Here is a 22,037-nt window from a genome sequence, read left to right on the forward strand (position 1 = left end):
AGCAGTTTCTCCGTTCGATCTCATGACGATGGAAGGCACAACATGATCCTTTGCCGCCTCCGCGCGAGGACCACGGCTGCCACGATCACGGCCGTGCTTGTCGGGCTCTGTACGTCGATGAGTGGATGCGGGCTGTTGCCGACGTCGACAGCCGGCAAAGCTGAGGACTGCCCGACGCTGGCACCGGGAGTCACTGGCAATTCCGTCAAGATCGGGCTGATCTACCCCGACACCGGGCCCGCCGAAATCGCCAAAGCCTTCAAGGCGTCCCGCAGCGGTGTCGAGGCCCGCATCGCCCTGCAGAATGCCCACGGCGGCGTCAACGGCCGTACGGTCGATCTGGTATGGGGCGACGACCAGTCCGACCCGGGAGCCTTCTCGCTGGTCGCGCACGACCTCGTCAGCAACCAGGGGGTGTTCGGCCTCATCACCCCGTCCATTGTCCTCGAAAAGTCAGCTGAGTGGCTCGAGAAGGAAAACGTACCGGTCACCGGAACCGCGACGAGCGCCGCGTGGAGTGATTTCCCCAACCTCTTCGACGCCGGGAACCTGTTCAACACCGGCAAGGTCTCCGTCTTCGGCGACTTCGTCAAGGCCGAAGGCGGGACAAAGGCACTGGTCGTGGTCGACCCGAACGTCGCGGCCTCCCAGAGCCTCGCCGCGCAGTTCGTCCCCAGCCTCCAGAGCCGTGGAGTCGAGGTCGTCGGCGAGGTCACCTACACCGACGGCTTCACCAGCCCCGCCAGCGTCGCCGGCGAGCTGGAGAAATCCGGCGCTGACGCCCTTATTGGCGCAGCCCAGTCCAACCCCTTCATCGACATCTACGCCCAGGCCAAAGCCCTCGGCGCCAAACTTAATGTCGCCCTGAGCGCCACTGGCTTCAGCCCCAGCCTGCTCACCCAGCGCGGCAAGGACATGGCCGGAATGTCGATCATGTCGAGCATCGCGACCCAGGGCTCGCCGGCGCTGAGGGCCTACCAGAGCGCGATGAGCGCCTATGCGCCGGAAATTCTTGACCCAAGCGACGAGCTTTCGCTCGCGGGCTATGTCGCCGCCGACGAGATGATCGAAGGCCTGCAGCTGGCCGGAGGCTGCCCGAGCCGCGAGGCGTTCATCCAGAACCTCCGCAGGGTCACCGACTTCACGGCCAACGGCCTGATCCCCCCGATCGACCTCACCCATCCCAAGCAGCCGACCCTCTGCGAGAACTTCGTCAAGGTCGACCAGAAGGGCCACAGCTTCGTACCGGTGCCACCGCCCGCCGCCCTCAACCAGGACGGCTACTGGTGCGGCGAGCCCCTTCAGCAGAGCTGACGGCGGCCGGGATCCCCTGGCCGGAGCCCCGTTCGCTCTGGGCTGCTCAAGTGATGCGGCATGATCGCATCGCCCACGGCTGCGGACCCGGCTGTCCGGCCGCCTCGGCGCCTCCAGCCGTGGCACAGCCGGCTATGAGAGCACAGCCGGCTATGAGAGCACTGAGGCCATGAGAGCACTGACGGTCGTACAGGTCCTCGGCCTAGGCCACAATCCCCCCCTGCTCGGCATCGGCGTCCGGCGGGAGCGATCTCGCCGGCGCCGGCGCGCCGTTGGGCAGGGAGAGCTCGATTCGCAGGCCGGATGGAAGACTGGGATGGGCGGTGACGGCGCCGCCGTGGGCGGCGGCCACATCGCCGACGATGGCCAGTCCGAGGCCGGATCCTGGAGGGGTGTCGGATCCTTCGGATCCTTCGGCTCGGTAGAAGCGGTCGAATAGCCGGGGCAGTGCAGCTGCCGGGACGCCCGGTCCAGAGTCCGCCACCTCTATCAGAATGACGTCGCCGCGCCGGCGGGCGGTCAGCGTGCAGGCCGTGGCCGGGGGAGTGTGCGTGCGGACATTCATGAGCAGGTTGTCCACGGCCCGGCGGAGCAGCTCTGCGTTCCCCTGCACGCAGAGGCCGGGCTGGATCCGGGAGCTCCACCTGCGTTCCCGGTCCGCGGCCTGTGCCTCCGCTGCGCTCGCCCTCAGCAGCTCGGTGAGGTCGACGTGCTCGGTGCGCTGGTCGGGCGTCTGGCCGAGGCGGGCCAGATGGAGCATGTCGTTCACGAGCGCGCTCATCCGCTGGGCGCTGATCCTGATGCGCCGCATGGCCTCGTCGACCTGCCTTGGCTCGGCCAGCGCTCCTTGGCCGTAGAGCTCGGCGTTGGCGCGCAGCGAGGTCAGCGGTGTGCGCAGCTCGTGGCTGGCGTCAGCGAAGAACTGGTTGGCCCGTTCCTGGGCGGCTTCCTGCTCACGGATCGCCGTCTCGATGCGGCCGAGCATACGGTTGAGCGCCAGGCCGAGGCGGCCGACCTCCGTGTCGGGAGTGGACGGAGCCACTCGGTGGGTGAGGTCACCGGCGGTGATCCGGTCGGCCTGGGCGGCCATGGACTCCAGTGGCCGCAGGCTGCGCCGGACAGCCACCACTCCGGCGGCGGCAAGGGTGGCGAGGGCCGCGACCGTTACCAGCGCGAGGATGCGCTGTAGCTGTTCCAGGGTGTCGGTCACCTGACGCAGGTTCGTGGCGACGACGACGATCCGGTCGCCTATCGGGCTCGCGTGCAGCAGGAAGCGGCTCGTGCCGTCGGTGCTGGTGGCGGTGCGGACCTGGCCGGACCGGGCCAGGGCGGCCAGATCGGTGGGAAGGGCTGGTTGGACCCGCGGGTCGGCGATGGTCACGACCGTGCTGCGGTCCGCGGTGACGACGGCGATGTAGTAGTCGGCTGGGAGGAAGTCGAGGGCTCCTTGCTGCAGGCTGTCGCCGTCGGCGAGCGTGGCCGCCCGGCCGGGGTTGCTCTGGATGGCCTGGTCGATGCCGGTCATGATCTCGTCGGTCCGGCGGGTCAGGAGATGGCGCATGGCGGTCACCGTGGCGATATCGGCGGCGACGATGACCAGCGCGGCGAGCAGCAGGAGGACCGCGAGCAGCCGGGTGCGCAGACTTGCGCGCCGGCGGGAGAACGGGACGCTCACGGTGAGCCGGCCGCGGACGGCGGCAGCCGCAGTCCGTACCCGACCGCGCGCTCGGTGTGGATCAGGTCTGGACCGAGCGCGGTGACCTTGCGGCGCAGATAGCTGACGTAGGTGGCGACCACCGCGCCGGAGCCGTCGAAGTCGTAGCTCCACACGTGCGCGAGCAGCTGGTCCCGGGTCAGGATCCGGCCGGGGTTGAGCATCAGATAACGAAGCAGCCGGAATTCTGTTCGCGACAGGTCGATCCGCTGCCCGGCTCGGCGGACCTCGTAGGTGTCCTGGTTCAGCTCGAGATCGGCGAAGTGCAGTACCGGCCCCGGGCGGTCTGGCCTGGTCCGCCGCAGCACGGCGGTGACGCGCGCGGCGAGCTCCTCCAGACCGAAGGGCTTGGTGATGTAGTCGTCGCCGCCCAGCCGCAGCCCGCGGACCTTGTCCTCCCGGGTGTCTTTCGCGGTCAGGAAGATGACCGGGAGGAGGGAGCCCTCCTGGCGGAGCTGCTGCACGACGGTGAACCCGTCGAGGTCGGGCAGCCGCACGTCCAGCAGCAGAAGATCCGGCTCCGACTCACGGGCCTGTAGCAGCGCGGCCCGGCCGCTGGACGCCACGGTGACGTCGAACCCGCAGAAGCGCAGTGACGCCGAGACGGCGTCAAGGATGAACGGCTCGTCGTCCACGACCAGCAGCCGAGCGTGCTGCTCGCCGCCGGGGACTGCCCGGCCAGGAGCCGGATCATCTGTACAGGCCTCTGTCACCTGCTCACTACACCACGGCGGTCTGACCTCTCGATGAGAGGTTCATGAGAGTTCTGTGGGAGTTTTCCCGGTCTCCCGGTCTCCCGGTCTCCCGGTCTCCCGGCCGCCGGTCGCCGGCCGCCGGCCGCTGGGTGACGCCCGACACGTCGATGCCGGCACGAGCCGGAAACTCCCAGGCAATTCCCATGCGACTGCCGGAGATCTCCCACGGGCGCCCGGTTTCCTGAGCTCAGGACCGACGTTGGCAGCCGCGCGCTGCCATTGCCCTGGCGCCCAGCGCTGGAAGGAAGCGATGGTTGACTCCGGTGTTCACGCGTATCCAGGCTCCAGCCCGAGCGAGCAAGGACCCGCCGCCGGCAGGCTGGGCACCGGGACGTGGGCTTCTGCTGTCGAGCCAGGCTGGCCCGAAATTCAGCCGGCCACGGTGCGGGATGGCGAGCCGCGCCCACCGTCCCGGCGCGGCCGGCGAATTGGCACCATCGTGCTCTGCATCCTCGGCTGCCTCCTCTGCGTGGCGTCGGTCAGCGCGGTCTGGCTGCGCGGCGAGGTGCTGGATACCAATCGCTATCTGAAAAGCGTCGGGCCGCTGGCAAGCAACCCCGTGATACAGGACGCGGTGGCGACGGAGGTGGCGAAGGCCGTCGGTGAGGAGGCCGTGAAGCAGACACGCGGCCACCTGCCGGCCTCCATCGGCGGGCTCGTCGCCGAACCGATTGGCGGGGCGACGGAGAAGGCCACGCGGCAGATCGTGCTCAGCTTCGTCCGGAGCGGCGCTTTCAAGGCCACGTGGATCGCGGTGAACCGGACCGCGCACCAGCAGCTCGTGGCCGCGCTTGAAGGCCGGCCTGGAAGTCTGCTCGCCGTCGACAACGACGGCGTGTTGACGCTGGAGCTCAACCCGGTCATCGTCGCTGTAGCACACCAGCTGGCCGGTCTCGGAGTCGCCGAAAGCAAGCTGCGATCCCTGTCCGTCAGGATGCCTATTTCGAGGATCAGCGGGATCGGCCGAGCCCGGGCGGCGGCAAAATGGCTGGCTCGCGCGGCATTCTGGCTTCCCTTGCTGACGGTCACCGCGCTGGCCGGCGCCGTGCTGACCGCCGTCAGCCGGCGGCGCATGCTAATCGCCGTCGGAGTGAGTGTGACCGCCACAATGGCGGTCTTCTGGGTGATCCTCTTGACTGGGCGCTCACTGATGGTGAGCGGTATTTCCGACCCCGTTCTGGCCCGGGCCGCGACGGCCGCTGTTGACCAGGTAAGCCTTTTCCTTCGCGGCGAGATCTGGGTCACAGGGGCTGTGGGGCTGGCCGTCGCCGGTCTAGGTGCCGCGCTTCTTGCCCTGCGGCCCAGCAGGTAGTCGTCGGTCCGCCGCGTTCCGCATCCAACGGCCGATCATTGACTGGACCATCGCCCACTACCCCGGGGCCCCGCTCGTCGGCGCGCGCCTCGCCGGGCGGGACCTGACGTTCGCCCGGTGAGCGCCACGACTGACACGTGCGCGACCGCATCGAACGTCAGTTCTCCATGAGGGGCCCGCCTTGGATGATCACAACCGTGCCGACGTCGGTGGCGTCGACCGATCGCGTCCGCATGATCAATTTGCTGTCGACGCGGTCAGCCACCGTAGGGTTCGAGCGTGCTGACGGTACGGGACATTGTCGAACGCGCTGACTTTCGGCTGACCGTAATCGCGGCTTCGGAGACGGCCCTCGCGCGTCAGCCGCAGGGAGCCTTTGTGACGGATCTGTCCGACCCGCGGGCGTTCTTGCCGCCTTCCTCGGTGGTGTTCACGAGCGGTTTGTGGACCCAGACGCCCGCGGGGGTGAGCTCGTTCCTGGACGCGCTGGCCGTGACGAACGCGACGGCCCTCGTCTTTGGGCTGCTCGAGATCGGCACGGTTCCGAGCGAGGTCCTAGATCGCTGTGCCGCCCTGGACATCCCGGTGATTGTGACTGCGGACGACGTCGTCTACAGCGACGTGCGCGCCCAGATCCTGGCCGCGCTGGAGTCGCCGGTCCAGGACCGCGTCTTCCGCGAAGTGTCGGTTGTTGAGCGACTCGCGGCGCTGCCAGTCGGCGACGAGCGAGCTGCCGCGGTGCTTCGCGAGCTCAGCGCCTTCGGATTGGACGCGTGGCTGGTCAGCCGCGACGGATCGCTGTTGACCTGGACGGGCGCTCCTCCCGCGGATGAGGACATGGTGGCCATGTGGAGCCTGGCCGCGCGATTCCCGGACCGCACTCACGACCGCGCCGACCGCGCCGACCGGCTGATTCGTGCTTGGTCGCTCGACGGTGGCACTGGCGGCAACCCGGCGCACCTGGCCGTGCGCGCGAACACCAAGGCGGAGCTGCCCAAGCCCGACTCGATCATGATTATGTCGGTGCGGGCCGTTCTGGGTGCGGAGCTACTCGAGCGGGACATCGTGCGATCCAGCAGACGGGCGAGCGTCGGTCAGCTGGTGGAGCTACTGTCGAGTCCTGCGATCACCCCGGTCGAGCTTTCGGCGCGATTCCGCCTTGAGGGTCGACGTACGACGGGCGCATCCCGCCGGGGGGTTCGCGCGTCGCTGAGTCGTCCTACGGTGGTGCGCCGGCCCGCGACGTCGAAGCAGTCCTTGATCGTGACTGGCCAGCCGGCCAGCATCCCCGGCTGCTCGCCCCGTGTGACCTGCTTGTCCACCCTCGCCGCGGCTGCCTCCGCCGCCGCCACGTCGAGCTCGGTGATCGCGCCGATGGCGGCATCGCGTTTGGCGATGGTCGCAAGGTGAGCGTCGAGGACCTCGCGGGCCGAGACCTCCCTGGCTACGATCATCTGCCGAATCTGGTTCTCCGCGAGGCGGGGGCACTGATCCTCGGCAAGACGAACGTCCCGCCCCTGCTGGACGACTACACCTCTAGCAACGCGGACTTCGGCATCACCCGCAACCCTTGGGATCTCGCACGCACCCCGGGCGGCTCGTCCGGCGGCGCCGCCGCGGCGGTCAGCGCCGGCTTTTCGGTAGCCGATCTCGGCAGCGACCTGTACGGGTCGACCCGAATGCCGGCGAGCTGGTGCGGCATCTTCGCCCATCGACCCACCAATGGGCTCGTCTCCAAGCTCGGACACATGCCTGAATTCCCTGACGCTCGCATCGAACCGCCGCTGTCGACAGTCGGCCCGCTCACCCGATGTGCTGGCGACCTTGCCTCGATGCTCGCCGCCATGACCGGACGGGAAGGGCACACCGCACGCGGCTGGGAGATCGCCCTACCGCCGCCGTCCCGTTCCGTGCTGCCGGGAACACGCGTCGCGCTGTGGCTGGACGAGCCCGCGGCGCCGATCGACTCCGAGACGCGCGTCGCTTTACTCGCGTTCGGCGAGCGCCTGCGCGATGCGGGCTGTGAAGTCTCCCAGTTGCCAGCAGGCATCGCGGGTCCCGACGCTGTCGAGTTGCTCGATCGGCTCAAGGCGATCGAACTCGCCCACAACATCGCTGGCCCGCGAAGAGATCTGGCCGCGGCCTGGGCCGACTGGGAGGAGCAACACCGGCGCAGCGAGCTGTGGACAGGTCGCTTCCGCTACGTCGACATCATCGTTGCCCCGGCGACGTTCAGCGCGGCGCCGTTGCTGCCCGAGCTGCCTGCCGACCAGCGGTGGGTCGACCATGGCGGCCAAGCGGTGCGGGCCATGGACTTCTACAGCGCTTGGAGCAAGCTGACCAACATCGCCAAGGGGCCCGCCACAGTCATACCGCTCGGCCTCGGCCACGAGTCCGGACTGCCGATAGGCGCGCAGCTCCTGGGCCCGTACATGGGCGACCTCACGACCCTCTGGTTCGCGCGCCAACTCGAATGGGCCGGTGTCGTCTCGTCGATCAGTCCGCCCCGGTGACAAGCGGTAGCAACGAGATCGACGCCGAGCTGAGCACCTTTACTGCCATCCCGCAGCGAGCTGACCACCCCCCACCCGCCCGGCCATCGCACCCGCTACGCGCCGTCCGCTACAACCACCCGGTCCGATGCGCGCCGCGTCGTCACCATCCATAGTCGGGTCATGACACGACTAGCCGTGCTGTCCGACATCCACGGCAACACCCGCGCACTCGAGACCGTGCTCGCGCAGGTCACCGATGTCGACGCTGTTCTCAACCTCGGCGACATCCTCTCGGGAGCAGTCGACCCCCGCGGAACGCTCGACCTGCTTGCGGCCCGGCCAGACATCCTGACGATCCGCGGCAACCACGAAAGGCAGATCCTGACCTTCCCCCGCGAGCGGATGGGTGCGTCCGACCGCCATGCGGCGGACCTGCTCACGGACGGGGACCGCGCGTGGCTGGCGAACCTGCCGGAGACCCTCGAACCGGCGCCCGGGATGCTCGCGTTCCACGCGAGCCCTGCCGACGACCTGCGCTACCTCAACGAGACGGTCACCCCCGACGGGCTTCGCCCAGCGACCAAAGCGGAGATCATGGACCGGCTCGGTGACGCCTATGGCGCGTTTCGGCTGTTCCTCTGCGGCCATTCACATCTGCCCCGGGTGGTCGAGCTCCCCGACGGTTCGCTGGTCGTCAACCCGGGCAGCGTCGGCTGGCCGGCCTATGACGACGACGAGCCGCTCCCACACATCGTCGAGACCGGATCACCGCACGCACGCTATGCGGTCCTCGACGACAGCGACGGGACCTGGCACGTCGACCTGCGCACAACGACTTATGACGCCGAATGGGCGGCGCGGCTCGCCGAGGCCCACGGCCGGTCCGATATCGCCCACCAGCTCCGTACCGGACGCGTCACCCCAGTCTGATCATTCTGACGAGCGTCCCTGGCGGGCCGCCTACCCGTGCCGCCATCTGGCTGATGAGTTGGTGCGCGACGGCGACGGTGCGCGCTCCGGATCGGGAGATGATCAGCTGGTGGAACTCCAGGTGTGGCTTGTTCCAGGTCTCGTAGTCGCGGGCCTTGACCGCCTCGTCCATCTGCGCGACCGGCCGGCGGAGCGCCGTCAGGTCAGCGTCGTCGAGCAGCGGGATGCCGACGAGTGCGGCCAGGCCCTCGACGGTCCGACGAATGGTGGGCCCGTTCCGGCAAGGCGACCCGGAGCGCCCCGCGGCCCGAAGGACTGTCCCTTGCCTGCCAGTTCGGCCGTGCCCTCGTTCGAGGCGCTGTTCCGGGAGCACCGCGGGGCGGTCCTGCGGTTCGCGCAGCGACGCCTTGGTAGTGACGAGGCCGCCTGGGACGTCGTCTCGGAGACCTTCCTCGCGGCCTGGCGGCATTGGCAGCGCCGACCCGCCGCCTCGGAGGAGGCCCGGGCGTGGCTGTACGGAATCGCCAGACGGGACGATGCGGCGCCCGGGCTCAGGCGAAGGTCGGTACGCGCTGGAAGAAGGGGCCGAACGCGTAGTCGAGCTCGATCGTCGCGGCCGAGGAGAGGAGACCGAACAGGTCGGTGCGCACGAAGCACTGGATGATGTGATCCGCGAAGGCGGTGTGTTCGTCCCCGGTGAAGGCGGGAGAGGCCGCCATGCGCGCGTCGACCTCCGTGTCGAGTCCGGGCCGGGCACGAAACTTTCTGAGCTGTGCATGCCCGTGCAGTGGGCCTCCAGGCGCAATGTCGCGCTCCAGCGTTCTGAGCGTCTCCTCCAGCGTCTCGAGGCTCTGGAACTTCACGCCGAAGTGCGGTGCCACCTCGGGCCACATCCCGATCTGCTCCAGGTAGGCGTCGGCAGCCTCACCCCCCCTCAGCTGTTCCCGCAGCTTCTGCTCCAGAGCCCAGTGCGCGTCCGTCATCTGCGCGAGGTAAAGGAGGTTGTCGTGGTGGTTGGCCGAGTCCTCGTCGAGCAATGCGCTGCAGAACCCGGGTGGGCCGTTGTCGACGAGGCTGAGCCCGAGGTCCCGTAACAGGGTCCGTGCCGGCTCCTCCAGTCCTGGGACGTAGTACAGGGCGAGGTGCCCAAGGGTGCGTGTCGCCACGGTCAGAACCCGCCTCTCATGCAGGCCGCTCCAGCGGTCGCGGTACGTCATGTGACGTGGGCGTGGACACCCTGACAGAAGTCGAACCATGAGTCAAGCAACCAGACTAACGGTTCAGGAAGCGGTCGCACTGTACGTCTGACGCCTGGCGCGTCCGTACACTCACCCCATGCGTTCACCTCAGCCCGCGATGTCCCTCCGCGAACGGCACAAGATGCAGACTCGCGAGCATCTGTTGGCGGTGGCGACCGAGATCGTCGGCGAACGTGGGTTCGCGGCGACGTCCATCGACGACATCGTGAAGGCGGCCGGCGCCAGCCGAGCGACCCTGTACGCCCACTTCGACAGCAAGGACGCGATCCTGCGCGAGATCGTCCAGCGGATGTGGGGCGACGTCGAGGAGCAGTATGTCGCCTTCGGCCAGCTCCCGGACTGGTCACGCGAACAGATCCGGCAATGGCTACAGGGCTTCGCGCTCGCTCACCGCAGGGACATCCGGCGGAATCTGGCCGCGGTCGAGGCCTGGGTGCATGCACTCGTGGGCGAGGCCCAGGAACAGTACACGCGCCAGATCGCGCACGTTCGCAGCAATAGGGAACTCTGGTCGCACCTTGACACCCAGACGGCGGACGCCCGGGCGTCGATGCTGGTCAGCATGCTCCAGGGCGAGTTCGCGCGCTACTCCCTCAACCGACTCGACACGATCAACGATCGGGATCTCGAAGCCTTCATCGACCGGCTGACCGACGGGGTCCGCGACCTGCTGGCTGTGCCCGACGACCAGCCAGCACGCCCCGATCGAGGGCCAACGCCAGACTAACAGTCTATTGACAAGACTGATGGTGTGCTGGAGTCTTCGACCGTGGCGCCCGCCGCCCGGACGAGGAGGTTCGACGGTGCCCAAGAACCCAACCAAGAACCCCATGCCGCCGCGGGCAGGCAACGCAGCCAGTACACCGCCCGAGGCGGACCTGACCACACCGCTGTTTAGTCCCGGCTCAACCAACAGCCAGCTCGGTCGAGCCACAACGTCCACCCCGCATCCGACCCGCGCTTCAACGCTCGGGGGATCGCTACGTCCCTACCCGCATCCGCGCACGATGCCCTGACCGGCTGGGCTGCCGGCATGACCGGAAGCGCGTATGCGTACAGCGCCGCTCCAGCTGCCGAGCTTCGCGACGACGTGTTCGCCGGACTCGCAGGCCGCCTCCTTGGTCGGCGGGCCGCCAGGAGCGGTGGCGCTTCCGCGGGAGCAAGCCGGCTTCGTCACCTGCGTCGAGGCCCTTGACCGGACCCGTTTTGACGAGCGCATTCTCGCCTGAGTCGCCGGCCGGCCCTCTTGGGGCACCACGGATCTGTTCGACCTGCTCGAGGGCCGCCGCGAGAGGCGGAAGCCTCCGACGCCGCGACTGGTCCCCGAGGCTGTCACCGTCCTGACCGACTTCTCTGGCACCACCGCCGCGGACCTCGAGGCTCCCATCAGGGGGGACTTCGCCGCCGACAGGTGCACCCGCCATACCGAGAACGAGCTCCCGAAGGTGGTGACAGGAAAGAACTCCTCCGTGCGCTGCGCCAGTAGCAGGCTCGACCCGACGATCCGACCACCGTCCGTGACCAGGAGCCCACATGGATTTCGCACCTGATCCCCGCACGGAGGAACTCCGCGTGGAGCTGCTCGCCTTCATGGACGAGCACGTCTACCCCGCTGAAGCACAGTTCGAGCGGCGAGACCCGGCCCAGCCATTCTCCTGGGAGCGGCCCAAGATCATGGCCGAGCTCCAGATGGAGGCACGCCGGCGCGGGCTCTGGAATCTCTTCCTGCCGGACCACGAGCGGGGGGCCGGGCTCACCAACCTGCAATACGCCCCACTCGCGGAAATCACCGGTCGCAGCCCTCACGTCGCGCCCGAGGCGCTCAACTGCGCGGCCCCGGACACGGGGAACATGGAGTTGCTGCACCTGTTTGCCACGCCGGAGCAGCGCGAGCACTGGCTCGAGCCCCTGCTCGACGCCCGGATCCGGTCCGCGTTCTGCATGACCGAGCCGGACGTGGCCTCCTCGGACGCCTCGAATATCGCATTGGCGATGGCCCCGTCGCCAGGTGGTGGCTTCCGGCTCTCCGGCCGAAAATGGTGGTCCACCGGCGCGTTGAGCATCGACTGTGCGCTGCTCGTGGTGATGGGGCGCAGCCACCCCGACGCGCCCCCGCACAAACGACACACGATCACGCTTGTGCCCCGTAACGCGCCGGGGGTTGTCATCCGCCGCGGTCTGTCCGCCTTCGGCTACTGGGACGAAACCCACGGCGGACACGCGGAGATCGAGTTCCACGATGTCGAGGTAGGACCGGAGGCCGTGCTCGGCGTTCCCGGTCATGGCTTTGCGCTGGCCCAGGCCCGGCTGGGACCAGGTCGCATCCACCACTGTATGCGCCTGATCGGCATGGCCGAGCGCGCCTTTGACCTGATGTGTGAGAGAGTCACACGCCGCGTCGCGTTCGGCCGCCCCCTGGCCGAGCAGGGGGTGGTCCATGAGGTCATCGCAGACTCGCGTGTGAAGATCGAGCAGCTGCGCCTGCAGGTCCTGCGCTGTGCCTGGTTGATCGACACCCTGGGCGCGAAGGCGGCCGCGTCCGAGATCTCGGCTATCAAGATCTCGGCACCCGAGACGGCTCAATGGGTAATCGACAAGGCCATTCACATGCACGGGGCGGGCGGAATGACCGCCGACAGCCCGCTCGCGATGCTGTGGGCACAGGCGCGGGGCCTCCGCTTCGCGGATGGCCCGGAAGAGGTACACCGCATGTCGCTCGCACGCCGCGAACTCCGCCGTTTCCAGGTTCACTGACAGCAAAGTACCCCCCTCGCTAGGGAAGGCCCGCCACCGGGATCCGGTTTGTAGGGAACCCTTTGCGGCTGGGGGGTGCCGGCTCGGCCAGCGCGGGCGGCGCGGGATATTCGTCTGAAAGGCGGTAACCAATGGTGGAGTGGGGCGCGCGGATACGCGGGCTGCTCGGGATCTCTCGAGATGTGCCGCCGGGGCAGCTCCCTCAGGAGACGTGGCCGTCGCGGATCTATGACGGCCCGTCGGAGGAGCACCGGCGGGCGATCACGAAGCGCGTAACGCGGCGAACCGGCGCGTGACGACCTCGGTTGTGGGCCTGGACCTACCTGCCCTGCAGGACTACCTGACGACACACGTGCCGGGCGTGGGCAGGCTGCACGCCGAGCTCATCTCGGGGGGGCGGTCGAACCTCACCTACCGGCTGACCGATGGGCGTTCGAGGTTGGTATTGCGACGGCCGCCACTGGGCGGACTGACCCCGTCGGCGCACGACATGGCGCGGGAGTACACGGTGGTCGCGGCGCTGCGGGGCAGCGGTGTCCCGGTAGCGGGCGCGGTGGTGCTGTGCGAGGACCCGGCTGTGATCGGTGCGCCCTTCGCGGTCGTCGAGCACGTTGATGGCCGGGTGCTGCGCAGCCAGACGGAGCTGGACACGCTGTCCCAGGCCGATGTCCGCCGGTGCGCTTTTGCTCTGGTGGACGTGCTCGCGCGGCTGCATGCGGTGGACCCCGCCGCGGTCGGGCTCGCCGGATTCGGACGTCCAGAGGGCTACCTGTCACGGCAGGTGCGCCGTTGGCGCGACCAGTGGAACCGGGTCGCTACCCGGTCGCTGGCGGACGTCGATGCACTGTACGCGCGGCTGGCCGAGTCCTGCCCGCCTGAGAGCGGGGCATCGATCGTGCACGGGGACTTCCGCATCGACAACGCCATCCTCGACACCGATGACGCCGGGGTTGTACGCGCCCTGGTCGACTGGGAGATGGCCACCCTCGGCGATCCACTGGCCGATCTCGGCCTACACCTGGTCTACGCCGATCCCGTGTTCGACCCGGTCCTGGGTGGCGCGGCTGCCTCCACCAGCCCGCGGCTGCCGACGGCGGACGAGCTGGTGTCCCGGTACGCCGCGCTGTCTGGGCGGGATGTCTCCGGACTCTCGTTCCACGTTGGGTTGGGCTACTTCAAGGCCGCGGTGATCGCCGAAGGTATCAACGCCCGGCGCATCGCCGGCAAGACGGTGGGAGAAGGCTTTGACGTGGTGGGCGAAGCCGTCGCTCCGCTCGCCGCGGCCGGGCTCGCGGCATTGCCTGACCGATCGTGAGCCCACTCCTCGGTGCACAGGCTGGCAGGCCGCGTTGCCGACGGCCCGCCGCCGATCCTCGGCCGAGGACGCCGATGCTGGGCGCCAGGCATCCAGTCGACCGAACAGACTCCATGAATTTCACCAGACCGACAGTCTGGTGTCTTGACTGCTAGTACGTCGACGTGCCACTGTCATCGGCATGTGACGTGGGTCTCGGAGAGGCCCGCGACGAGGCAGGCCCTGCACATAGATCCGCCTGGGCTGACGGAGGCTTCCGATGAGGTGCGTGAACGACTTAGAGAAGGTCGGGCTGCCCGATCCGGTCTCGGTGTACTCGACCATCCGGCCGGCCGCGGGGCTCCGACACGCGATGCGGCCCTCGGCGAGCGGTGTCGCCTGCGTCATCGACACCAAGAACAAAGCTCGTCACATCGGCCGCCCGGCAGCCGTCGGAGATGCCATCCGTGTCAGTGGCGCGGCGGCATGAGGATGCGGATGACCGCGACAACCACGAGCCCGTGGTCGAGGCTCTACCCGAACAGTGTGACGTCGGGTCCTAGCGCGGCGCCCCCGACGATGCTCGATGCCTGGAAGCGCACGGTTGCGGCCCGCGCGGCAGGGGTCGCTGTCCACTACTTCGACCGGGCGCTCACCTTCGCCCAGCTCGACGGGGCGAGCGACGCGCTGGCGGCCGCGTTCCAGAGCTACGGTGTCCAACCCGGCGACAGGATCGCGGTCTACCTGCAGAACGACCCTCAATGGTTGGTCACGCTGCTGGCCGCGTGGAAGTGCGGGGCCGCGGCCGCCTGCATCAGCCCGATGCTGCGCCAGCACGAGCTGCGCCATCACCTGGGTGACGCCGAGCCGACGATTCTGGTCTGTCTCGACCAGCTCTACGCCGACGTGGTCGCGGAGGTCCGGCACGAGCTCCCGATGGAGACCGTCATCACCACCGCTCCGTGGGACATGATGAGGGAAGCTGCTCCGCCGAAGGTGTTCAGGGACTCCTGGGGCCCGCGACAGGAGTTCGCCGAGACGGTGGACTGGCTACAAACGCAGAACGCGTTCACCGGTTCGACGCCCGCGCCGGTGGACGTGGCTCCATCCGATGTCGCTCTCCTCACCTACACGTCGGGAACCACGGGGCGCGCGAAGGGGGCGATGAACCTCCACCGCGGCATGGTTCACAGCTCACAGATCTTCGCATCCTGGTTCGCCATCGACCCGAGTATCGACGTGGTGCTCGGCGTGGCGCCGCTGTTCCACATCACCGGCAGCGTCGCGGGCCTGGGGCTGAGCATTCTGTCGGGAGCACCGATCGTGCTGCTGCACCGCTTCGACGCGGCGACGACGCTCAGGGCGATCGAACGTCATCGTGCGACCTTCACCGTTGCGGCGAGTACCGCCTACAACGCCCTGTCGAGCCACGCCGATGCCGTGACTCGCGACCTGTCGTCGCTGACGAAGACAGCCTGTGGCGGAGCCCCGCTGAGCCCGGCGCTGGTGGATCGAGTCCAGGAGCGGACCGGTTGGCGGTTGCGAGGTGTCTACGGGCTGACCGAGACCACGTCGCCGACGACCATATGCCCGCCCGATCGCGAGCCGCCGGTCCACCCCGAGAACGGGGCGCTGTCCGTCGGGATCCCGGTCCCGGCGGCTGACGTCCGGATCGTCGACGTCGAGACCGGTGCGGAGCTCCCGACCGGCTCCGTGGGCGAGATCTCCGTCGCCGGCCCCATGGTCGTCCCCGGCTACTGGAACGCCCCCGAGGAGTCGGCACACGCGATCAAGGATGGGCGTCTCTACACCGGGGATATCGGCGTCATGGACGAGACCGGATGGCTGTTCGTGATCGACCGCAAGAAAGATCTGATCAACGCGGGTGGCTACAAGATCTGGCCGCGCGAGGTTGAGGACGTGCTCTACATGCATCCCGCCGTCCGAGAGGCCGCCGTTGTCGGTGTGCCGCATGAGTACCGAGGTGAGACCGTCAAGGCGTTCGTCAGCCTCAAAGAAGGCATGTCGGCCCGGCCAGAGCAGATCATCGCATTCTGCAAGGACAACATCGCTGCCTACAAGTATCCCCGCATCGTCGAGATCGTCCGCGAGCTGCCCAAGAACGCAAGCGGCAAGATCCTTCGACGGGAGCTTCGTGACCGGTCGACCACGGGCGGCGCCGCATGAAGGCCTACCAGCTGGTGTCCTATGACGGGCCGGCCGGCCTCAACCTCGGCGAGGTCGAAGCCCCGACGCCCGCGGACGACGAGCTCCTCGTCAGGGCGCACGCTGTCGGCGTCAACTTCCCAGACCTGCTGATGACGCGCGGCGAGTACCAGCTCAAACCCGAACTCCCCTGCGTGCCAGGCTGCGAGGTGGCCGGCACCGTGCTCGAGGCGCCGCCGGGCTCCGGTTGGGCGACCGGCGACCGGGTCAGTGCGTTCATCTGGCAAGGAGCCTATGCGGAGCAGACGATCGTGCCTGTCGCCACCGCGGCCCGGATTCCAGACGACGTCGACCTGGTCTCCGCCGCGGCCATGATCGTCAACTATCAGACCGTGATGTTCGCGTTGGACCGCCGAGCAGCGCTCAAGCCGGGAGAGGCGGTTCTGGTGCTGGGCGCCGCGGGCGGGATCGGCACCGCGGCGGTGCAGGTCGGCCGAGGACTCGGCGCCCGGGTGATCGCGGGCGTAGCCAGCGAAAGCCAGGCCGCTGTCGCCGCCGCGGCAGGTGCTGACGACGTTCTTGTTCTCCAGCCGGGTTACGCCACTGAGGTCAAGAGGCTGGCGGGAGGCGGCGCCGACATCGTGGTGGACCCACTCGGTGACTGGCTGTTCGACGAGGCCATACGATGTCTTCGGCCGGAAGGGCGCATGGTCGTCCTCGGGTTCGCCGCCGGCCAGATTCCAAGCGTGGCGGTGAATAGGCTCCTGCTCCGCAACATCTCGGTCGTGGGCGCCGCCTTCGGGGCATTCATCGACCAGGAGCCCAGCTTGGTCGCGAAGCAGGCTGAAAGAATCCACGGCCTCGTTCGCTCGGGGACCATCAGACCGCAGATCGACGGGGTTTATCCGTTCGCCGATCTTCCTGATGTCCTCGAACGGCTCGGCCGCGGAGAGGTCCGAGGCAAGGCCGTCATCAGCCTCAGCTGACGCGTCCGTCGTCAGCCGGGTTGGTCAGCTGACCTCCTTCGCACCTTCTGACGGCGCAACCACGGCCGCCGGCAATCACGTCCCAGGCGCCGCCACGACTGGCTTCGGCGGATAGGAACGAAACTCATGCAGGTCAACAGCACTCACATCGCGCCACTCGGCCCTCCACCGCGCATCGACCCTGAACTCGACCAGGTGCTACCCATGATCAACGAGGCGGTGCCGCTCGTCGGCCTGCTTCCTGACATGATCGGTGTATTGCGCGCGGCCTTCGCCCAGAAGCCTACTGACACCGAACTCGAGCTCGATGGTCAGTACGCGGTTCAGGAGCATGTCGTTGGATCGTTACCTGGACGGGCACCGGTCAGTCTGCTGATCTGCCTGCCGGGTAAATTCGCGCAGCCGTCACCGGCGCTTTATTGTATGCACGGCGGGGGAATGATCGCCGGTCACAACCGTAGCAACATCATGGACATGCTCGGACTCGCTCGCGAGATCCAAGCCGCCGTCATCTCGGTGGAGTACCGGCTGGCTCCGGAGCATCCGCATCCGGCGCCCGTGGAGGACTGCTACTCGGGCCTGTGCTGGCTGCGGGAGAATGCGGCCTCGCTTGGCATCGATCCCGCCCGGATCGTCGTCGCCGGCAGCAGCGCTGGAGCGGGTCTTGCCGCCGCGCTCTCGCTGATGTCGCGTGACCGCGGTGGCGCGGCGATCGCGGGTCAGATGCTGATGTCGCCGATGCTTGACGACCGCAACGACACCACGTCCGCAATCCAGATGCAGGGAGTGGGAGTCTGGGACCGGGTCTGCAATCAAACCGGCTGGGAGGCGCTGCTCGGGTCAGCACGCGGCACCGACGACGTGTCGCCGTACGCGGCGCCGGCCCGCGCGACGGATGTCTTCGGTCTCCCACCGGCCTTCGTGGACGCCGGCGAGGCAGAGACCTTCCGCGACGAGGCTGTCTCCTACGCAAGCCGGATATGGCAGGCGGGTGGAAGCGTGGAGCTACACGTGTGGCCGGGAGGCTTCCACCTCTTCGACACGATGGTTCCCTACGCCGCTCTCTCCAAGGATGCCAAAGCCGCGCGGCTCTCCTGGCTGCGCCGACTCCTCAGAAGCGGCTGACAGGCAGAGCCACATAAGGCATTGCTGTCCGCGCGACATGCACAACATCCACAGTTCCGGCGGGTACTCCAACAAGTCTGGCGGCGGGTCCGGCTGACGTCCTGGCAGATACAGAAGTTTCCAGGGCGGCATCAACCGCGACGACAGCGTCCCCAGCGCCCCGAGAAGCGAACTATTACGAACCATCACCAGGCTTGCAGACACCAGCGCGGCGGCCGGCTCTCGCCAGAAGCCGCAAAGAATCTGAGAACCAGACCAGCGCGTCCCGACGCCAGAGGAGAAAAGAATGTCTCAGCCACGGTTAGCCGGCCCGGCGCCAACATTACCGGCGCCCGATTCCCGCAGCATCGGCCGCTGGATCGCCGCCCTCGCCTGCCTGGTGCTGCTGACTGAGCAGACCGCGCTTGGCTTCACCCTGATCGCTCCGGCCCTCGGTGCGTTCGCGGCGAAGTACCACACCACCCAGATCGCCTGGATGATCACAATCTTCATCCTCGTGGCAGCCGCCATCACGCCAGTCCTCGGAAAGCTGGGTGACCGGTTCGGCAAGAAGCGCGCCCTGGTGGCCGCCGGCCTCCTCGGATTCGCCGGCTCCGTGGTCTGCGCGTTGGCGCCGTCATACAGCATCATGCTCTTGGGCCGTGCCCTCATGGGCGTCAGCGGAGCTTTCATGCCGCTGGCGTTCGCCCTGATCCGGGATATCTTTCCCGAAAGGTACCGCAACCTCGGCATCGGCATCGTCACGAACGGCGTCGGTGTGGTCACGATAGCCGGGCCGTTCCTGGCCGGCTTCCTGATCGACCACGTGTCGCTCGAGTCCGTGTTCTGGTTCGTCGCCGCGATCTCGATCGTCGGTGCGGTCGGAGTCGCGGTCGCGGTCCCGGAGACCCCGAACCGCAACACGTCCAGGATGGACCTGCCCGGAGTCGTCGGGCTGGTGGGCGGTCTCCTCGCGTTGATGTACGGCATCTCGAATCTGGCGACCTGGCATCTGGTCGACCGACGCACCTTCCTGTACGTCGGTGGCGGCCTGGTCCTGCTCGCCGTGTGGTGGGTCTGGGAACGTCACGCGACCGAGCCGTTCGTCGACACCAAACTGCTCACGAACCGTGCCGTCGCCACGGTGGTCTTCGCATACAGCTTCACGACCGCCGCCATGACGCTCGGCAGCAGCTACCTCCCCACGATGTTGCAGACTCCACGGGCGCTTGGGATCGACTACGGCTTCGGGCTGAGCGCGACCGGCGTGGCCCGCTACCTGATCCCCGCGGGCATCCTCACCGTCCTCAGCGGACTTGTTGTCGGCGTCCTGGCAAAGCGCCACGGGTTCGGCCCGTTCCTCACCCTCGCCGCCGTCTTCGTCCTCGGAGGCTCGCTCGTGCTGGGCTTCCTACAGACCGAGTCGTGGATGCCGATACTGGGGTACGCCCTCATTGGCCTCGGCGCCATGGTCTACGCGGCCGGCGCCGGACTGCTGATGACACTCGCCCCAGTCGCCTCGCGGGGCATCACAGCGGGCATGCTGAGCGCCATCGCCGGTGCCATCGGCACGGTGACCGCCCAGGCCGCCGGCCTCATCCTCAACAAGAACATCGGCCAGGTCGCCAACGGCTACCCCGTGTACACCTCGACGGGGTGGACTCTCATCTTCGGCGTTGCGGCGGGCATCGCGGCCATAGGCATCGTCATCACCCTGTTGATCCCACAGCGGGCACAGCAGACCGAGAGCGGGCTCGCGGACACGATGGCTAACGCCACCGCCACCGCCACCGCAACCACCTAGTATTTCGACAATCGGCGTGACGTGTCACGCGGAGAGGAAGTCCATCGATGACGACAGCCGCGTCGCCGGCGGCCACCGGCCTTCGCTCAATTGTCGCCGAGGCCGATCCGGCCCTCCTGCTGGCCGCGATCGTCTCAGTCACCGGCGAGACATCTCGCATCGCGGAGTTCGCGCCGCATATCACGAACTCGGTGATGAACTTCCGCATCGTGAGTCAGATGCCCGACAACCCCCGGTCGGCCCTCGACGACTGGGCAGTGCGGGTGATCTCGAATCTGGACTCCTTTCGCGACCGGGACCCGCTCGAGCTCGATGACGAGTCTTTCCGGGAGTTGGCGTCCAGGCTGGTCGGCATCCCGGTGGGGCCTGATTCGATCGCATTCCTACGTGAGCAGGGCGGCTTCCGCTCCCTCACCTCCACGGTTCCACGGAGCAGGAAGGCGCCCGAGGACTTCAGCGTCATGATCATCGGTGCGGGAATGGCGGGAGTGGCGACGTCGATCGCCGCCCGGCAGGCGGGCTTCCGCTTCACCGTGCTGGAGAAGAACGATGGCATCGGTGGTGTGTGGTGGCAGAACTGCTATCCCGGCGTCGGCGTCGACACCCACAGCAAGTACTACTCGTTCTCGTTTGCGATCAACCCCGAGTGGACGAACTCCTACCCGGAGGGTGACGAGTTCAGGGAATACCTTGCGCGCGTCGCCCAGGAATACGGCGTGATCGACCACTTCACCTTCGGAGCCGAGGTGACCGAGCTCGTCTGGGACGAGGCGAGCGCCCTCTGGAGAATCGTCTACATCAAGGATGGGCAGCGCCGGGAGACTTCGGCGAACGCGGTGGTGACGGCCGCCGGCTACCTCTCCCGGCCGCTTCTGCCTCAGGTGCCCGGAGTCGAGACATTCGACGGCGCGTGGTTCCACTCCGCCGAATGGGACTCGGGCTACGACTTCACGGACAAGCGGGTGGCGGTCGTCGGAACCGGGTGCACCAGCGTCCAGATCGTCGACCGCCTGGCGCCGCGGACCAGGTCCCTGACGCTGTTTCAACGTCAGCCGCACTGGGTCACCCCGAGCGCCGAGGGGTCGGAGACCCCTGAATCAGAACGCTGGCTGCTGTCAAACGTGCCGAGCTACGCCCAGTGGGCACGCCTGCACACGTTTCTGGTCATCGGTGACGTCAACTACGAGATGGTTCGATACGATCCGGCCTGGGCGGCCGGGCATGATCTGTCGATCAGCGCCGCCAACGACGTCGGCATGCAGGTCGCGCTCGGGCACCTCGAGAGCACCTTTGCGGACCGGCCTGATCTGATCGAGAAGATGAAGCCGAACTTCGCCTTCATGGGGAAGCGCCCGATCCGGGATCCCGGTGCCTACTACGAGACCCTCAAGAAGGAGACGAGCGAAGTAGTCGCTTCGGGACTCGCCGAGGTGACGCCGCGGGGCCCGGTGGACGGCGATGGCAACCTCCACGAGGTAGATGTCATGGTCTACGCCACCGGCTTCGCCCTCGACTTCCTCTCCCACTGGACGGTCATTGGCCGGGACGGCCGAAAGCTGAGTGACGTCTGGCATGACCGGCCGCTCGCCTACCTCGGCTGCCAGGTGGCAGGGTTCCCCAACCTGTTCGTGACGTCTGGCCCCAACGCGAACCCCTCGCACGGAGGGGGCCACAACTTCTGCGTCGAAGCCGTCGTCCACTACATCATCGAGTGCCTCCAGACCCTGGTTGAAAGGGACGCGCGCACGATGGAGCCGACTGTTGAGGCCCAGGAACGGTGGCAGAAGGAAATGGACGAGAAGCTCGCCGACTCGATCTGGGTTCGCGAGACCCGCGCCACGACGTACTACCGCAACAACGCGGGTGACGTCGTTCTCGCAAACCCACTTCGCATGGAGGACTACTGGACTCGGCTGCGTGCGCCTCACCTCGACGACCTCGAGCTGGGTTAGTCGCTTGTCCCTTCTCCGGCGGATCGTCGACGAGCGTTGGGAGTGGCCCTGCCGCCCGACGCACTGGTGGCCGGTCGTCTACAGCCACTGCGGTCGCTGGCCGGCCCGAGATTGGGGAGACGGCGGGGCGGGGCAGGTGCTGTGGATGCACTGCGCTCGCCTCGGAGGCGTGATGTGTTCTGCAAGTCATACAGTATG

The 22,037-nt window shown here is 67.8% G+C and carries 19 protein-coding genes and 1 pseudogene; 15 read left to right on the forward strand and 5 right to left on the reverse strand.

Annotation, left to right across the window (positions count from 1 at the left end):
• Positions 1–42 precede the first annotated feature (42 nt).
• Positions 43–1,314, forward strand: coding sequence for an ABC transporter substrate-binding protein (locus FRADC12_RS20425; protein ID WP_045877840.1), 1,272 nt, complete (start codon positions 43–45; stop codon positions 1,312–1,314).
• Between the two features lie 202 nt (positions 1,315–1,516).
• Here the strand turns inward: FRADC12_RS20425 and FRADC12_RS20430 are convergent, their stop codons facing one another.
• Positions 1,517–2,989: a sensor histidine kinase gene (locus FRADC12_RS20430; protein ID WP_052711045.1), complete on the reverse strand. Its 1,473-nt coding sequence runs from the start codon at positions 2,987–2,989 to the stop codon at positions 1,517–1,519.
• A complete protein-coding gene (locus FRADC12_RS20435; protein ID WP_283215130.1) occupies positions 2,986–3,663 on the reverse strand; it encodes a response regulator transcription factor in 678 nt (225 codons plus the stop codon). Before FRADC12_RS20435 ends, FRADC12_RS20430 begins: the two co-directional genes overlap by 4 nt.
• A 370-nt stretch (positions 3,664–4,033) precedes the next feature.
• Here FRADC12_RS20435 and FRADC12_RS20440 point away from each other — a divergent pair, with 370 nt between their 5' ends.
• Together FRADC12_RS20440 and FRADC12_RS35055 are read left to right on the forward strand one after the other, a co-directional pair.
• Positions 4,034–5,095, forward strand: a complete 1,062-nt coding sequence (locus FRADC12_RS20440; RefSeq protein ID WP_232303922.1) for a hypothetical protein — start codon at positions 4,034–4,036, stop codon at positions 5,093–5,095.
• 279 nt (positions 5,096–5,374) lie between these two features.
• A pseudogene (locus FRADC12_RS35055) lies at positions 5,375–5,731 on the forward strand (PucR family transcriptional regulator ligand-binding domain-containing protein); the annotation flags it as partial.
• Positions 5,732–6,189: 458 nt separating this feature from the next.
• Here FRADC12_RS35055 and FRADC12_RS35060 read toward each other — a convergent pair.
• Entirely contained in the window at positions 6,190–6,549 is a 360-nt protein-coding gene (locus tag FRADC12_RS35060) for an amidase family protein (RefSeq protein WP_502685317.1), read from the reverse strand.
• Between FRADC12_RS35060 and FRADC12_RS20450 the strand changes: the two genes are divergently transcribed.
• A complete protein-coding gene (locus FRADC12_RS20450; protein ID WP_045877843.1) occupies positions 6,502–7,608 on the forward strand; it encodes an amidase family protein in 1,107 nt (368 codons plus the stop codon). The two genes, FRADC12_RS35060 and FRADC12_RS20450, sit on opposite strands and share 48 nt — an antisense overlap.
• 162 nt (positions 7,609–7,770) lie before the next feature.
• Positions 7,771–8,520: a metallophosphoesterase family protein gene (locus FRADC12_RS20455; RefSeq protein WP_045877844.1), complete on the forward strand. Its 750-nt coding sequence runs from the start codon at positions 7,771–7,773 to the stop codon at positions 8,518–8,520.
• Here FRADC12_RS20455 and FRADC12_RS20460 read toward each other — a convergent pair.
• Positions 8,507–8,989 (reverse strand): FCD domain-containing protein, encoded by a 483-nt coding sequence (locus tag FRADC12_RS20460; protein WP_045877845.1) that lies wholly within the window; start codon positions 8,987–8,989, stop codon positions 8,507–8,509. The genes FRADC12_RS20455 and FRADC12_RS20460 overlap by 14 nt on opposite strands.
• Between FRADC12_RS20460 and FRADC12_RS33290 the strand changes: the two genes are divergently transcribed.
• Entirely contained in the window at positions 8,906–9,184 is a 279-nt protein-coding gene (locus FRADC12_RS33290) for an RNA polymerase sigma factor (RefSeq protein ID WP_232304182.1), read from the forward strand. The genes FRADC12_RS20460 and FRADC12_RS33290 overlap by 84 nt on opposite strands.
• Here FRADC12_RS33290 and FRADC12_RS20465 read toward each other — a convergent pair.
• Positions 9,072–9,686 (reverse strand): hypothetical protein, encoded by a 615-nt coding sequence (locus tag FRADC12_RS20465; RefSeq protein WP_157488967.1) that lies wholly within the window; start codon positions 9,684–9,686, stop codon positions 9,072–9,074. The two genes, FRADC12_RS33290 and FRADC12_RS20465, sit on opposite strands and share 113 nt — an antisense overlap.
• A gap of 241 nt (positions 9,687–9,927) precedes the next feature.
• Here FRADC12_RS20465 and FRADC12_RS28605 point away from each other — a divergent pair, with 241 nt between their 5' ends.
• The 9 genes from FRADC12_RS28605 (at position 9,928) to FRADC12_RS20515 (ending at position 21,839) form a co-directional block, all read left to right on the forward strand.
• Positions 9,928–10,506 (forward strand): TetR/AcrR family transcriptional regulator, encoded by a 579-nt coding sequence (locus tag FRADC12_RS28605; RefSeq protein ID WP_232303923.1) that lies wholly within the window; start codon positions 9,928–9,930, stop codon positions 10,504–10,506.
• Positions 10,507–10,828: 322 nt separating this feature from the next.
• Entirely contained in the window at positions 10,829–11,008 is a 180-nt protein-coding gene (locus FRADC12_RS20475) for a hypothetical protein (protein ID WP_045877847.1), read from the forward strand.
• 304 nt (positions 11,009–11,312) lie between these two features.
• Positions 11,313–12,533, forward strand: coding sequence for an acyl-CoA dehydrogenase family protein (locus FRADC12_RS20480; protein WP_045877848.1), 1,221 nt, complete (start codon positions 11,313–11,315; stop codon positions 12,531–12,533).
• 292 nt (positions 12,534–12,825) lie between these two features.
• Positions 12,826–13,848 (forward strand): phosphotransferase family protein, encoded by a 1,023-nt coding sequence (locus FRADC12_RS20485; RefSeq protein WP_045877849.1) that lies wholly within the window; start codon positions 12,826–12,828, stop codon positions 13,846–13,848.
• Positions 13,849–14,325: 477 nt separating this feature from the next.
• Positions 14,326–16,014, forward strand: a complete 1,689-nt coding sequence (locus FRADC12_RS20495; protein WP_084011387.1) for an AMP-binding protein — start codon at positions 14,326–14,328, stop codon at positions 16,012–16,014.
• Positions 16,011–16,979 carry an NADPH:quinone oxidoreductase family protein gene (locus tag FRADC12_RS20500; RefSeq protein ID WP_045877852.1) on the forward strand — a complete coding sequence of 323 codons (969 nt, stop codon included), beginning with the start codon at positions 16,011–16,013 and terminating at the stop codon, positions 16,977–16,979. The genes FRADC12_RS20495 and FRADC12_RS20500 overlap by 4 nt, the downstream gene beginning before the upstream one ends.
• 126 nt (positions 16,980–17,105) lie before the next feature.
• Positions 17,106–18,104, forward strand: a complete 999-nt coding sequence (locus FRADC12_RS20505; RefSeq protein ID WP_045877853.1) for an alpha/beta hydrolase — start codon at positions 17,106–17,108, stop codon at positions 18,102–18,104.
• A gap of 286 nt (positions 18,105–18,390) precedes the next feature.
• The gene (locus FRADC12_RS20510; protein WP_084011075.1) at positions 18,391–19,887 is read left to right on the forward strand and encodes an MFS transporter; all 1,497 of its coding nucleotides are present in this window, start codon (positions 18,391–18,393) and stop codon (positions 19,885–19,887) included.
• A gap of 47 nt (positions 19,888–19,934) precedes the next feature.
• Complete coding sequence (locus tag FRADC12_RS20515) at positions 19,935–21,839, forward strand: flavin-containing monooxygenase (protein WP_045877854.1); 1,905 nt, start codon at positions 19,935–19,937, stop codon at positions 21,837–21,839.
• The last annotated feature ends 198 nt before the right edge of the window (positions 21,840–22,037 follow it).

The organism is Pseudofrankia sp. DC12 (genome assembly GCF_000966285.1).
In the GTDB taxonomy this organism is placed as follows: domain Bacteria; phylum Actinomycetota; class Actinomycetes; order Frankiales; family Frankiaceae; genus Pseudofrankia.